The 12474-nt window shown below is 61.9% G+C and carries 13 protein-coding genes; 8 read left to right on the top strand and 5 right to left on the bottom strand.

The genetic code is table 11. The features are described 5' to 3' along the window. Positions 1 to 149: 149 nt before the first annotated feature. From DFW101_RS09805 to DFW101_RS09795, 3 genes are all read right to left on the bottom strand, one after another. On the bottom strand, positions 150 to 881 hold the full coding sequence (locus DFW101_RS09805) for a tetratricopeptide repeat protein (protein ID WP_009181356.1): 732 nt from the start codon (positions 879 to 881) through the stop codon (positions 150 to 152). An 84-nt stretch (positions 882 to 965) separates the two neighbouring features. Continuing rightward, positions 966 to 1772 (bottom strand): type III pantothenate kinase, encoded by an 807-nt coding sequence (locus tag DFW101_RS09800; RefSeq protein WP_009181355.1) that lies wholly within the window; start codon positions 1770 to 1772, stop codon positions 966 to 968. Between the two features lie 6 nt (positions 1773 to 1778). Next, complete coding sequence (locus tag DFW101_RS09795) at positions 1779 to 2384, bottom strand: arylesterase (protein ID WP_009181354.1); 606 nt, start codon at positions 2382 to 2384, stop codon at positions 1779 to 1781. 118 nt (positions 2385 to 2502) lie between these two features. Between DFW101_RS09795 and DFW101_RS09790 the strand changes: the two genes are divergently transcribed. From DFW101_RS09790 to rnhA, 3 genes are read left to right on the top strand one after another with little or no spacing between them, the layout of a single operon-like run. Next, positions 2503 to 3195 (top strand): ABC transporter ATP-binding protein, encoded by a 693-nt coding sequence (locus DFW101_RS09790; protein WP_009181353.1) that lies wholly within the window; start codon positions 2503 to 2505, stop codon positions 3193 to 3195. A 44-nt stretch (positions 3196 to 3239) separates the two neighbouring features. Beyond that, entirely contained in the window at positions 3240 to 3707 is a 468-nt protein-coding gene (locus DFW101_RS09785; protein ID WP_009181352.1) for a TPM domain-containing protein, read from the top strand. Next, complete coding sequence (gene rnhA / locus DFW101_RS09780; protein WP_009181351.1) at positions 3704 to 4192, top strand: ribonuclease HI; 489 nt, start codon at positions 3704 to 3706, stop codon at positions 4190 to 4192. The genes DFW101_RS09785 and rnhA overlap by 4 nt, the downstream gene beginning before the upstream one ends. A 434-nt stretch (positions 4193 to 4626) precedes the next feature. On the opposite strand, the gene DFW101_RS09775 is transcribed toward rnhA, so the two are convergent. Continuing rightward, positions 4627 to 6018, bottom strand: coding sequence for a M14 family metallopeptidase (locus DFW101_RS09775; RefSeq protein WP_009181350.1), 1392 nt, complete (start codon positions 6016 to 6018; stop codon positions 4627 to 4629). Between the two features lie 173 nt (positions 6019 to 6191). Here DFW101_RS09775 and DFW101_RS09770 point away from each other — a divergent pair, with 173 nt between their 5' ends. Together DFW101_RS09770 and DFW101_RS09765 are read left to right on the top strand one after the other, a co-directional pair. After that, positions 6192 to 6473: a phasin family protein gene (locus DFW101_RS09770; protein WP_009181349.1), complete on the top strand. Its 282-nt coding sequence runs from the start codon at positions 6192 to 6194 to the stop codon at positions 6471 to 6473. Continuing rightward, the gene (locus tag DFW101_RS09765; RefSeq protein ID WP_009181348.1) at positions 6473 to 8023 is read left to right on the top strand and encodes an ABC1 kinase family protein; all 1551 of its coding nucleotides are present in this window, start codon (positions 6473 to 6475) and stop codon (positions 8021 to 8023) included. Before DFW101_RS09770 ends, DFW101_RS09765 begins: the two co-directional genes overlap by 1 nt. 102 nt (positions 8024 to 8125) lie before the next feature. Here the strand turns inward: DFW101_RS09765 and DFW101_RS09760 are convergent, their stop codons facing one another. After that, entirely contained in the window at positions 8126 to 9649 is a 1524-nt protein-coding gene (locus DFW101_RS09760) for a B12-binding domain-containing radical SAM protein (protein WP_009181347.1), read from the bottom strand. A 661-nt stretch (positions 9650 to 10310) separates the two neighbouring features. Between DFW101_RS09760 and DFW101_RS19025 the strand changes: the two genes are divergently transcribed. The 3 genes from DFW101_RS19025 to DFW101_RS09745 all read left to right on the top strand — a co-directional run bounded on the left by DFW101_RS19025 (position 10311) and on the right by DFW101_RS09745 (position 12270). Then, complete coding sequence (locus tag DFW101_RS19025) at positions 10311 to 11150, top strand: cyclase family protein (RefSeq protein WP_009181346.1); 840 nt, start codon at positions 10311 to 10313, stop codon at positions 11148 to 11150. A gap of 171 nt (positions 11151 to 11321) precedes the next feature. After that, positions 11322 to 11702: a DUF488 domain-containing protein gene (locus DFW101_RS19020; protein WP_009181345.1), complete on the top strand. Its 381-nt coding sequence runs from the start codon at positions 11322 to 11324 to the stop codon at positions 11700 to 11702. Positions 11703 to 11784: 82 nt separating this feature from the next. Then, the gene (locus tag DFW101_RS09745) at positions 11785 to 12270 is read left to right on the top strand and encodes a VOC family protein (RefSeq protein WP_009181344.1); all 486 of its coding nucleotides are present in this window, start codon (positions 11785 to 11787) and stop codon (positions 12268 to 12270) included. Positions 12271 to 12474 lie beyond the last annotated feature (204 nt).

The following is a 12474-nucleotide window of genomic DNA, read 5'->3' as shown; positions in this document are numbered from 1 at the left end:
TTGGGAACGGCGGGCCGGGCGGCCCGTCACATAAGGGTCTATCGCAATTCGCCGGGATTTATAAGCCCCGGCCCGGCCGGTTTCCGGATCGGCCGGCGGCCCGGGCCGGGGCTTGGCCGGCCCGCCCCCGGGATGCCGCCATAAGGGCGTCAGATTGTAATGTCCGGAAAGGCTTCCCCGGCCGGGGCCCCCTCCCGGCGCTTGACGTAGCGCAAAAATTTCCGGGCCTCGGCGAACTCCGGGTCCAGGGCCAGGGCCTGCTCCAGCACGCCCCGGGCCCCGGCCAGGTCGCCCTGCTCGAAAAGGACCCGGGCCAGATTGAAGAGGATCCGCTCGTCGTCGGGGGCCAGTTCCAGGGCCGAGCGGTAGTAGGCCTGGGCCGTGTCGAAATTCCGCTCCTTGCGCAGGTGGATGCCGAAGGCGTTTATCGCCTGCTTCTGGGCGTCGGCCTGGGCCGGGCCCGGGCCCGCGCCGCCGAGCACGGCCAGGACCGCGGCGTCGTCGTCCTTTTCGCCGGCCGCGGCCAGGGCCACCAGGATGACGGTGAAAAAGGCCCGCTCGGCCTCGGGCAGGGCGGCCTGGTCGATCTCGGCCGTGACGTCGGCCAAAAGCCGCCGCAGGACCAGGGCGGCCGGGGCCAGCCGCTCGGTGAAAAGGAGCGGGGCGGGCAGGAAATGGCCCAGGAATTCCGACGGGGTCACGGTCTTCTGGAGCGGCAGGGGCAGATGCTTGTCGTCGAGGGGGAAGACCAGGATGCGGGCCGCATCCAGGCGCAGGGCCAGCCAGTCGATGCGCTGGGTGAACTCCCGGCCCGAGGCCGCGCCCTTGCCCATCTTTTCCAGTTTTTGCGACTGGTAGCAGCCGAGTATTTCCGGGAGCATGCCAAGCCTCGTCCTCGTTTCTGGGTTGGGGCCGCGGATCGCCGGCCACGGATCGGGCGGCCCGATCCTCGGGGCGATCGTTTTCTAGGACAAGTTGTTTTTCCGGCCGGCCCCGGCCCGGGTCTGGCCAAGCCACAGCTGGCGCAGCCCGTCGAGGAGCAGCTCGGGCCGGACGTCGCGGATGACCGGGCAGATGGGGGCCAGCTTTTCCGCGAACCCGCCCGTGGCCAACACCTGCACCTCGCCGCCGAGGTGGGCTTTCAGGCGCGCGGTCACGCCCTGGACCATGTCGGCGAAGCCGAAGACAAACCCCTGGTTGATGCATTCGGTGGTGGACCGGCCGATGGACAGGGCCCCGTTGCCGGGATCGAGGGCCACGTGGGGCAGCTTGGCCGTTTTGCTGACCAGGCCCGACAGCGAGGTCATCATGCCCGGGCAGATGAGCCCGCCGAGGAAGGCGTCGTCGGTCACGCAGTCGAAATTGGTGGCCGTGCCGAAATCGACCACAATGACCGAGCGGGCACTGGCCGCCCGGCGGCCGGCAAAGGCCGTGACCAGCCGGTCGGCCCCCACCTCGTGGGGCCGGCCGTAGCGATTTTTGAGCGGCACCGGCACGTCGGCCGGCACGAATTTGAGCCGCACCCCGAGGTAGCGGGAGACAGCCCGTTCGAGGATGGGATTCAAGGGCGGCACCACGCTCGAGGCCAGCCCCGCTTCCACGTCGGCCGGCCGGCAGCCGTGAAACGACAGGGCCGTGGCCATGGCCAGGCCCAGGCTGTCCGGCGTGGCCGACCGGTCCGTCGGCAGGGCGAAGGACACGGTAAGCCCCGTGCGCTCGGCCAGGCCGAACTTGATATTGGTGTTGCCGACGTCGATGAGAAGCGCGGGCATGGCGGGCTACTGTCCGGCCATCGCGGCCGGGGCGGCTTTGAGGCGGGCGACAAACATTTCCACGGTCGGCAGGATGCGGGCCACCACCACCTCCACGCCCCGGGCCGTCGGGTGCAGGCCGTCGGGCAGGGTCATGCCGGGCTGGCCGGTCACGCCGTCCAGGAAAAAGGGGTAGAGTTCCACGCCATACTTTTGGGCCAGCTCGGGATAGATGGCGTCAAAGGCTGCGGCGTAGTCGCTGCCGTAGTTTTTGGCCGAGCGCATGCCGCAGAGCATGAAGGGGATGCCGGCGGCCTTTAGCCGCGACAGGATGGCGTCGAGGTTGGCCTTGGCCGCTTCCGGGGCCTGGCCACGCAGCATGTCGTTGGCCCCGAGCTCCACCAGCACGCCGTCGGGCTTTGCGGCCAGCACGCCGTCCAGGCGGGCCAGCCCGCCGGCCGTCGTGTCGCCCGAAACGCCGAAATTGGCGATGGTGACGTCATGGCCCTTCTCCGCCAGGGCGGCCTGGAGCCGGGCCGGAAAGGCTTCCGAGGCGGGAAGGCCCCAGCCGGCGGTCAGGCTGTCGCCAAGGGCCGCCAGACGGAGCGTCGCGGCACGGGCCGGTGCGGACATGAAGAGGCCTCCGCCAAGCGCCAGGGCCAGGCACAAGGCCAAGGCCCGGAGCCGGGTTTGTCTTTTCCGGGCAAGCTGGTATCCTGGCAGGCGCGATCGAGCGGAGGATACGGCCGGTATGGAGCAGGCAGATCGATTCATGATTGCGTTATCCGATGTGCGGTTGACGTTACAAAGCCAGGCCGGCGGGGTCAACATCCTGCGCGGCGTGGACCTCTTTGCCGCGCCGGGCGAGGTGCTGGCCGTCATGGGGCCGTCCGGGGCGGGCAAGACCACGCTCCTCATGCTCATGGCCGGCCTGGAGCGGGCAAGCTCGGGCACGGTCCGGGTGGCCGGCCACGATCTCGCGGCCCTGGACGAGGACAGGCTCGCCGCCTTTCGCCGGGACAACGTGGGCATCGTCTTCCAGGGCTTCCACCTCGTGCCGGCCATGACGGCCCTTGAAAACGCGGCCCTGCCCCTGGAATTCGCCGGCCGGGCCGACGCCTTCGATCGGGCCCGGGAGGCCCTGGCCGCCGTCGGGCTGGCGGCACGGGTCGACCACTACCCCTCCCAGCTCTCGGGCGGCGAACAGCAGCGGGTGGCCCTGGCCCGGGCCCTGGCCCCGAAGCCGCGCCTCCTCCTGGCCGACGAGCCGACCGGCAACCTGGACGGCGAGACCGGCGAAAAGGTCATGGAACTCCTTTTTTCCCTGGCCGCCGGCACCACCCTCGTGCTTGTCACCCACGACCCGGGACTGGCCGCCCGGTGCGGCCGGGTGGTGCGGTTGCGCGACGGCAAGGTGGCCGACGGCGGGACAGCGGCGCGGTGAAGCCTTTTTTCGCCCCGCGCGGGCGAAGCCCGCTGGAACGGCTCATGCGGGCCGTGCTCCTCGCGGGCGTCTTCGCCCTGGTCGTCGTGGCCTATCAGAAAAATTTCCAGCATGTCATCGACAAAGCGGCGGCCAAGGGGACCGTGGCCGACCCGGCCGGCCTCCTGTCCCGGGACGACCGGGCCTGGGTGCTGGCCCAGGCGGCGGACCTGCGCCGCCGGTTCGGCCTGGAACTGGCCGTGCGCCTGGGCGGGAATCCCGCGCCGCCGCGGCCGGACGATCCCAAAACCGTATTCCTCGCTTACGACCCGGCCTGCCGGGAAAGCCGCGTCGTGCTTCCGCCGCTCGTCGCCTCGGCCCTGCCGGCCGGATTCGCCGACGACCTCGGCCGGGAGCATCTGGACGCGGCCTGCCGCGACGGGCGGGGCCGGGAAGGCACGCTCGCCGCGCTCGGACTCTTGATCGACACCCTGGACCAGGCGGCGGGTCGGGGAAAAGGAGAAACACAATGACCGAAGAAACGAAAACGCCGCGCATGACGATCACCATCCACACCGACGGAGCCTGCCTCGGCAATCCCGGCCCCGGCGGCTACGGCGCGGTCATGGACGTGGACGGTTCCCGGATCGAGCTTTCCGGCGGCTGTCGGCTGACCACCAACAACCGCATGGAACTCTTGGCCGTCATCGAAGCCCTGGAATCCCTGGAGAGCCCGAGCGACGTCACCCTCATCACCGACTCGCGCTACGTCCACGACGCCATCGAAAAGAAATGGATCGTCTCCTGGCAGAAAAAAGGCTGGCTCAACGCCGAGAAAAAGCCCGTCAAGAACCAGGACCTCTGGCGGCGGCTCATCCCGCTGCTGAAGATCCACGCCATCAAATTCTGCTGGGTGCGCGGGCACACCGGCAACCCCGACAACGAGCGCTGCGACATCCTGGCCAAGAATGCCGCCAACCGCCGCGATCTGCCGGCCGATAGCGGGTATCCCGGATAACGGGGGAAGGGGGAGGGAGGAAGGCTGAAGGGGAAGGGAGGAAGGCGAAAGGCATGCCTCCGGCGGCCGGGGGGCGTCACGCCCCCCGGACCCCCCGAACGGGGTGGGCGGGAGTTGGGTAAGCGGGTGGGCTGGTGGTCTTTCGCGGGTGTGCGTCGGTGTGGCCGGAATAGGCCGTCCGACACTGGCTGCAAAGCCAGCCAGCACGGCCGGCCAATTCCGGCCACACAGGCCCGTCGCCCCGGGGACGGGGCGAGTTTAAAGGAATTTTATGGACAGGATATTTAAGAAAAAGCTCTGTCCCCCTGAAACGTTCCGAGAATTCCCCGCCCGACTCCGCCGTCCCTCCCATCCGTCCCATTCCCATCCCATTGAGGAGGGTCCGGGAGGGGATCATCCCCTCCCGGCCGCCGGAGGCATCCCCCCGTCTTCCCTTATCGGCCGAGGGCGATTGCGCCGGTGGCTTTCAGGCGCTTGAGGAGTTTGTCGTCCTTGGCGAGGCGGGGGGTGTCGGCTTTGAAGGAGACGAGGACCATGCCGCAGAACTTCTCGCCCTTGTAGATTTCGACGCGGTAGATGGAGCCGGCCTTGTCCACGGAGTAGCCGGGCTGGAGGTCGGCGCGGCCGAGGGTCACGCCGGCTTCGTCGGCCAGGCCCGGTTTGGAGAAGCCGATGACGTTGGCGCGGTAGTCCGGGCCGGGTTCGATGCGGAAATTTTTGGCCACGGTGACGACGCGGCCGAAGGGGACGCCCTGCTTCTCCCCGTCGAGGTCCATGGGGATCTGGTGGATGCTGGAGTCGAATTCGAAGTATTGGGGGTCGATTTCCGTGACGTTCTTGTTGCCGAAATAGACCTTGAGGCTTTTTTCGGCCGAAACCAGGGCCATGATGGGGCTTGCCGGCCGGTATTCCACGGCGCTGTCTTTCTTGAGCGGGATGTAGCGAAGCCGTTCGCGGGCGTTTCGCAGGTCAAGGTAGACCTTGTCGTCGAAGAAGGAGACGGCCACGTTGCTTTGCAGGGCTTCGCCCACCTGGGGCGCGCCGAGTTCAAAGGTCCGCTCGAACTCGATGCCGAAGGAGGCGAGGAAGCTTTCGATGACGGCCAGGTGGTAATAGGTCGATTCGATGGGGGTCAGGTTCTTGCTGCCTTCGATGCCAAAGGCCGGCTTGCCGTTGCCGATGGCGAAATAGGTCAGGGTCTTGGACATTTCCTTGGCGGTTTCGCTATTCAAGTCATGGGTGTGGGTGTTTTTGACGTGGTAGGCGTGCAACGGCTCGTACAGGCGCAGGTTGGCGTCGGCTGCGGCCTTTTCGGCCAGTTCCCGGAGGTTGCCGAACCGGGGCGCGTCCACGGCGTCCTGGTCGATGATGACGGACTGGCCCCAGCGTTGCGGACACCGCCATTCATCGACGTAGGTCGGGCTGTAAAAGCCCCAGCCGTCGTGGAGGTGGAGCACGGCGTCGATGCGCTTGTCGGCGATGATGCCCTTTATTTTCTGGACGGCCTCGTATTCCGGGTCCTTGGCGTCGAGGTCCGCGAACTTGCGGTTCATGTCGCCGTGCATGCCGCGCGAATTGTGGATGATGGACAGGAAATTGAGGTTGGGGACCACCCAGACGGAGCCGGTCTTGATCTTGTAGTGGGACACGAGCAGGGCGGCGGTGAAAAAGCCGCCGGGCTCGTCGCCCTGGATGCCGCCGATGACCAGGATGGTGGGGCCGGGGCGGCCGGAATCGAGCTTGTGCAGGGTGAAGTCCAGGTTGCCGCCAAAGGCGGTGGCGGCCAGGGCGACAACGAGGAGCAGGGCGGTCAGGACGTAACGCATGGGACCTCGGCGCGGGGATTTGGAAGGTGGCTGTCCGGGACAGGCCGGTTTTCCTCGCGTTTATCCAATACCGCGCCAAAAGTCATCCCGTCGCCGGGGCGGCGGACGGCAGGCTTGACGCCGACAGGCCAAAGTCCGATAGTATGGAAGAACGATTTTGCAGCGAGGTGCGCATGAAACCGGTCGATCTGCTTTACATGGGTCTCGGGGCGGCCTTCATGGCCAAGGACAAGATGCAGGAATTCCTGGATGAGATGGAAAAGCGCGGCGCCCTGTCGCAGTCGGAGGCCAAGACCTTCCTGGAGGACGCCAAGGCCCGCGCCCGCAAACAGGAGGAGGCGGCGTGTTCCTGCTTGCGCGACGAGCTGCGCAAGACCCTGGAAGGCCTGAACCTGGCCACCAAGGACGACATCGCGGAACTGAAGGCCTTGCTGATCGCCCAAAAGCCCGAGTGATGGGGCCGGTTTCGGCCCTGCGCCGCGTCTGGCTGGCCTTCCGGTTCCTGCACACGGTGTTCGTGCTGGTGCGGCGCGACGAGAGCTTTCTTTTCATGCGGCCCCAGCCGCCGCGGGAACTCAAGGAAACCATCCTGACCCTCGGCGTCAGCTTCATCAAGCTGGCCCAGGTCCTGGCCACCCGGGCCGACTTTTTCACCGAGGACTATCTCGCCGACCTGCGGGCCATTCACGACGAGGTGGCCCCCATGTCCGAGGCCGATTTCCGGGCCTCCTTCTTCCGGGCTTTCGGCGACGTGCCGCCCTTTGCCGCCTTTGACGAGACGCCGCTGGCCAGCGCCTCCATCGGCCAGGTCCACGAGGCCTACCTGACCGACGGCACCAAGGTGGCGGTCAAGCTGCGCCGGCTTGGCGTGGCCTCCCTGGTCCGCTCCGACATCCGGCTCATGCGGTCCATGCTGGCCGTGTTTACGCCGTTTTTCTCCAGCGCCACGAAAAACTCCATCGAGGCCGTGCTGGCGGAATTTTCCGCCATGATCGTCAAGGAGGCCGACCTGTCGGTGGAACTGGCCAACCTGCGCAAGTTCACCCAGGCCTACGCCGACCGGGCGGTCCGCTTTCCCGTGCCCATCCCCGAGCTGTCCAACGCCGACGCCCTGGTCATGAGTTTCGAGACCGGGCTTCGCATCGACGACAAGGCGGCGCTTTCCGAGGCGGGCATCGACTTCCAGAAAGTGCTCGACGAACTCATCGGCTTTTACATCGAGCAGATGCTCGTGCGCGGCTACTTCCACGCCGATCCCCATCCCGGCAACATCCTGGTCCGGCCCGACGGCGGCCTGACGCTCCTTGACTTCGGCATGGTCAAGCGCCTGCCGGCCGACACCCGGGTGGCCATGATCGAGGTGGCCAAGACCGCCCACGACCGGGACTACGAGGGCTTCATCGTGGCCTGCAAGCGCCTGGGCATCGTGGCCGCCGGGGCCAAGCGCACCGAAATGATGGAATTCGCCGAGCGGATGTTCGACATCTTCGGCGACGCCGGCCTGTCGGCCGCCTCCATGCAGGCGCTGGCCTTTAGCGTCATGAACTCCATGAAGGACCTGCCCTTCAAGGTCCCCCAGGACGTGGTCTACGTCATGCGGGCCAGCACCCTGGTCGAGGGCATCGGCACCACCTACATGGAAAACTTCAACGGCATCAAAGACATCCTGCCCCAGCTCAGAAGCAACATGGCCCGGGCCATGGGCGCCGGGCACGGCCTCTTCCCCACGCTCCAGTCGGAACTGGCCAGCCTTCCCCTGACGCTTCGCCGGGCCAAGACCGTGCTCACCGATCTCAGCGAATCCAACCTGCGCGTCAAAGTCTCGCCCGAGACCATCGAATACACCGGCCATCGCCTGCGGCCCTACGTGCGGGCCGTGGCCACGGGCCTGCTCCTCGTGGCCGCCGCCTTCCTGGCCCTCCTCACCGGCTCGACCCACGCCCCGGAAATCGCCTGGACCCTCTTCGGCCTCGGCGCCCTGCGCGTCTGGCTGGCGCTGCGCTAGGCGGGGTGCCGCGTATGTTTTCTCCGGGGGCGTAAGTCCCCGGGGGAAACATACCATAGCGGGGAGGCCGTTGGCGACGGTCCGGCAGTCCCTGCCCCTTGCTCAATGACGGGCGGAATTGTCCAGGGAGGCATCGGCCCATGCATCCGTGGCCTGCAGGGCACGTTTGGCAACCAGTTGGAAATGCCGGCCGAGGATGGCCAGCTCCACGGCCACGGGCAGCGCCTTGCGCTTGGTCAGGGCTGTCTTGACGAGGAGTTTCCAATAGACGAATCGCGCCTTGGACAGGACGCCGATACTCCACAGGCTTTTGAGAAAGGCCCGAACATCGTTCCAGGCCAATCGACCCCGGGCGGTCGGGGTGTAATTTTTAAGGAAGACGTTGATGCGTTCGTAGTAGTATTCGGGACTGTAGATATTTGCAAGGATGCGCTTGTAGCCGTCGATAAGGATTTCGCGGCGCATCACTGGAATAAAGTTCAGGCTTCCATCCGTATTTTCGCCGGTTGCCTCGCCAAGAAGCCTGTTTTCCGCCTTGAGGCGCCGCCACAGACGCGTCTTTGGCATGGCGGAAAGAATGCCCACCATGGCCGTCACCACGCCAATTTTTTGGATAAAATTGATTTGCTGTTCAAAAATTCCTTCGGTGTCGCTATCGAAACCAACGATGAATCCGCCCATGACCTGCAGGCCGTTTTGATGCAGCGTCTTGATCGCTTGGGAAAAATTGGCGGCCATGTTCTGCTTTTTGCCGCACTCCCTCAGGCTGTCCGTGGAGGGCGTTTCGATACCGATGAAAATCTTATGAAAATTGGCATCGCGCAACAAGCGCACCAGTTCGCGGTCCTGGGCCAGGTTGATGCTCGCCTCGGTCATGAATTTGAAGGGGTAGCCGTGGGGCACCTGCCAGTCGATGAGCCGGGGAAGAAACTGTTTCACCGACGCGATGTTGCCGATGAAGTTGTCGTCCACGATGAAGACCGGCCCGCGCCAGCCGGCATCGTAAAGGCTTCCGATCTCAAGGAGCATCTGGCCGGCGGCCTTCACCCGGGGGCGGTGTCCGTTCAGGACGACGATGTCGCAGAATTCGCAATCAAACGGGCAGCCGCGCGAGTATTGCACGGACAGGGTGACGTAATCCCGAAAATCGATCAGATCCCATTGTGGTATCGGGGTATTGACGATGTCCGGCCGGTCGGTGGCGGCATAGAGGGGTTTGGGAGCGCCGCGCGCCAGATCTTCGAGAAAGGGCGGCAACGTCGTTTCGGCCTCGCCGAGAACGAAGTGATCCACGCCCTCGTACCGCTCGGGCTGGGCGGTAAAGGCCGGCCCTCCGGCCACCACCCGTTTCCCCAGGGCCCGGCTGCGGGCGATGACTTCCCGTGCCCCGGCTTCCTGCACGGCCATGGCGCTTAAAAACACCATATCCGCCCAGGCCAAGTCCTCGTCGCGAAGAGGCGCGACATTGGCGTCTACGAGACGCTTTTCCCACGTTGCCGGCAACATGGCCGCCACGGTAAGAAGGCCCAACGGAGGAAAGGCCGCTTTTCGGGAAATAAAGGACAGGATGTGCTTGAAACTCCAGAAGGTGTCCGGATAGACCGGATAAACCAGGATGACTTTCATGATGCAATGCCTCTGTTTTCGATCGAATCATGTTCCTCATCTGGCCTGACACACCGGCATGATGCCAGAAAAGCTGCTTCCGAAATTCCTTTTTTGCGCTATTTCTTGTTTCTGAAGACTTCTGTCCCGAGAGGGAAGGACTTCTATCCATGTCGTCCCGCTACATCTGGGCAGGGAATGGCGTTTTTCCCTGAAAAAGTACTGGCCGCCGACGCCCAGCGTGTCTGTGGACCCGGACGCCGTGCCTCCCTGCCGCCGGCATGGAATGTTTTATAATTATCCTTAGATATTGACTTTTTGAAACAAGGGAACACCCGTCAATTCCGTAACAGCAAGACGCCCAAAAGCGCCAACAACCCCAACAGATACAGCATCTTCTTCATGCCATGACTCTCCATGCCCTGCATCATCCCTCCCGCGCGCAGTCCGATCGAAAGAAAGCAGGGCGGCTCTTCCCTGGCCTTCTTCTCTGTCGAGACTTGCCGGAACCATAGCACCCTTTCGGAAATTATCACCATAAAAAAACGATCGTCCGGAATTGTGGATTTCAGCTGCGGTACGAAAAGAGTGTGTAGATCGAACAGAAATCAAACGTGCTAAAGAAATGTTGCCGTTCCATGAAATATCGTGCTACTTGAGTCCAAAATTTCATGAGGAAATCATGGGAAAAATTGGAAGATCTATAAGCGCAGCTGTCTTGGTGACGTGTATATTTTTAATAACAGCGCCATATTGCATGGCGGCGGGTGGAATTTCTCTTGAAGATGCATGGAATGTTATCAAGGAAAAAAAGTTCGTCGATCTTACCCATGCTTTCGAACCGGGTATTCCACATTGGAAAGGGTTCCCCGATGAGAAGTTGGAGACTTTGTATTGGTATGAACCAGGGGTTGGGAAATTAGGAGCCGGATTTTATGCTCAAGCCTTCACGCATGTAGGACAGTGGGGTACTCATGTCGATCCGCCTGCACATTTTGTAAAGGGCCTGCGTACTGTAGATCAGATTGATGTGAAGGAAATGATCCTTCCGTTGGTTGTGATTGATGTTCATGAGGCTGTGGCGAAAAATCCTGATTATACCCTCTCGATGGATGATATCAAAAATTGGGAAAAGAATCATGGTCAGATACCTGAAGGGGCATTTGTTGCCATGCGAACCGACTGGTCTAAACGTTGGCCTGGTATGGATGCGATGCAGAATAAAGATGCTAACGGAATCGCCCATTACCCCGGTTGGAGCATGGAGACCCTGAAATATCTCTACGAGAATTGTAAGATAACCGCATCTGGTCACGAGACAACCGATACGGATCCTGGTGTAGCTACTTCTAAGGATGATTATTCTCTGGAAACCTACATATTGAAGAGCAATCACTATCAAATTGAACTTTTGACGCATTTGGATAAAGTGCCTGAAGCGGGTGCGTTGGTCGTAGCAAGTTTCCCAAAGCCAAAGGGGGGATCGGGATTTCCTGCCCGGGTATTTGCCATCCTTCCTTAAATGTCTCGGTCAAATAGTTCGATTTTGGTAAACTCAGCGGAAAAGTGGGACGTGGGATTACAGGGTCCGGCGAATTTTAGTCCCCGGTCACTTTAAAATTTAGAACGGTTCGGTGCGATGTGCCTAAATTCCAAGTGACAAGGCAACCGCCCCTCGTAGGAGGAGGCAGGTATGTTTAAAATAAAAAGGATATATATGGAAAAAGCACAGGATGACGGGAAGCGATATCTCGTTGACCGCATCTGGCCACGCGGATTGAGAAAAGAAAAAGCTGGCGTCGACGAATGGCTCAAGGATGTAGCCCCAAGCAACGCGCTGCGCGCATGGTTTCATCATGATCCTGACCGGTGGAAAGAATTTCAGGAGCGTTATAGAGAGGAGCTGACTGATCCAGAGAGGCTGTCTCTCGTCCAACGACTCCGAGACGAAGCGAAATATTCCAACGTGACATTATTGTTTTCCGCTAAAGATTTAGAACACAATAATGCCATATCCTTAAAAAGTATTTTAGAAGATCAATCCTTTCCTTTGTCCTTGGCTATGCCCGGTTAGTTCCTGAAACTGAACAAAAGGGGCGCTGACTTTCAATAACGGCCTTATCTCGCGGGTCAGCGCATCACAAAGGAGAAGTGACATGGTAAAGCAAGAAATGATCACGATTTGCCTTTGGTACGACCGCGACGCAGAGGATGCAGCGCGATTTTACTCCAAGACCTTTCCTGATTCATCTGTTGGCGCCGTGCATCTCGCGCCGGGAGATTATCCGTCTGGAAAGAAAGGGGATGTGTTGACGGTCGAGTTTACCGTGATGGGAATACCCTGCCTTGGACTCAATGGCGGACCCGAGGTCAAGCACAACGTGGCATTCTCGTTTCAGGTCGCAACCGCTGACCAAGCCGAAACGGATTATTACTGGAATGCCATTGTCAGCAACGGCGGCGAAGAAAGTGTCTGCGGCTGGTGCAAGGACAAATGGGGCCTGTCCTGGCAGATTACGCCGTTGGCTCTGACGCGGGCGATAACCGATCCCGATACCGCTGCCGCCAAACGCGCGTTTGATGCGATGATGCAGATGAAAAAGATCGATATCGCTGCAATAGAAACGGCGCGCCGCGGTTGAAGAAAATTGCCGCAGCCCTGACCTTGCGCTGGGATCGTATTGACCAACAGCGCAGAAAACACCGGTGTTCGGGGCGCTCTTTGTCTCCGAGAAAGGTTTTGACGCCTTGAAGGGGGCAATTGGATTTCGGTAAAAATGAAGATGCTGAATTAACATTTTGTAGATTTTGCTGCCTTTGGTGTTTGAGTTGCCATCTTTCATAGA

Source organism: Solidesulfovibrio carbinoliphilus subsp. oakridgensis (assembly GCF_000177215.2).
Classification (GTDB): domain Bacteria; phylum Desulfobacterota; class Desulfovibrionia; order Desulfovibrionales; family Desulfovibrionaceae; genus Solidesulfovibrio; species Solidesulfovibrio carbinoliphilus.
This window is presented reverse-complemented; position numbering and strand designations above follow the sequence as displayed.

Excerpts from the sequence above, each read along its gene's own strand:
- DFW101_RS09800 (WP_009181355.1), bottom strand. The coding sequence starts at position 1,772 with ATGCCCGCGCTTCTCATCGACGTCGGCAACACCAATATCAAGTTCGGC.
- DFW101_RS09790 (WP_009181353.1), top strand. The coding sequence starts at position 2,503 with ATGGAGCAGGCAGATCGATTCATGATTGCGTTATCCGATGTGCGGTTG.
- DFW101_RS09765 (WP_009181348.1), top strand. The coding sequence starts at position 6,473 with ATGGGGCCGGTTTCGGCCCTGCGCCGCGTCTGGCTGGCCTTCCGGTTC.
- DFW101_RS09760 (WP_009181347.1), bottom strand. The coding sequence starts at position 9,649 with ATGAAAGTCATCCTGGTTTATCCGGTCTATCCGGACACCTTCTGGAGT.
- DFW101_RS09795 (WP_009181354.1), bottom strand. The coding sequence starts at position 2,384 with ATGTCCGCACCGGCCCGTGCCGCGACGCTCCGTCTGGCGGCCCTTGGC.
- DFW101_RS19020 (WP_009181345.1), top strand. The coding sequence starts at position 11,322 with ATGTTTAAAATAAAAAGGATATATATGGAAAAAGCACAGGATGACGGG.
- DFW101_RS09805 (WP_009181356.1), bottom strand. The coding sequence starts at position 881 with ATGCTCCCGGAAATACTCGGCTGCTACCAGTCGCAAAAACTGGAAAAG.
- DFW101_RS09770 (WP_009181349.1), top strand. The coding sequence starts at position 6,192 with ATGAAACCGGTCGATCTGCTTTACATGGGTCTCGGGGCGGCCTTCATG.
- DFW101_RS09785 (WP_009181352.1), top strand. The coding sequence starts at position 3,240 with ATGCGGGCCGTGCTCCTCGCGGGCGTCTTCGCCCTGGTCGTCGTGGCC.
- rnhA (WP_009181351.1), top strand. The coding sequence starts at position 3,704 with ATGACCGAAGAAACGAAAACGCCGCGCATGACGATCACCATCCACACC.
- DFW101_RS09775 (WP_009181350.1), bottom strand. The coding sequence starts at position 6,018 with ATGCGTTACGTCCTGACCGCCCTGCTCCTCGTTGTCGCCCTGGCCGCC.
- DFW101_RS09745 (WP_009181344.1), top strand. The coding sequence starts at position 11,785 with ATGGTAAAGCAAGAAATGATCACGATTTGCCTTTGGTACGACCGCGAC.
- DFW101_RS19025 (WP_009181346.1), top strand. The coding sequence starts at position 10,311 with ATGGGAAAAATTGGAAGATCTATAAGCGCAGCTGTCTTGGTGACGTGT.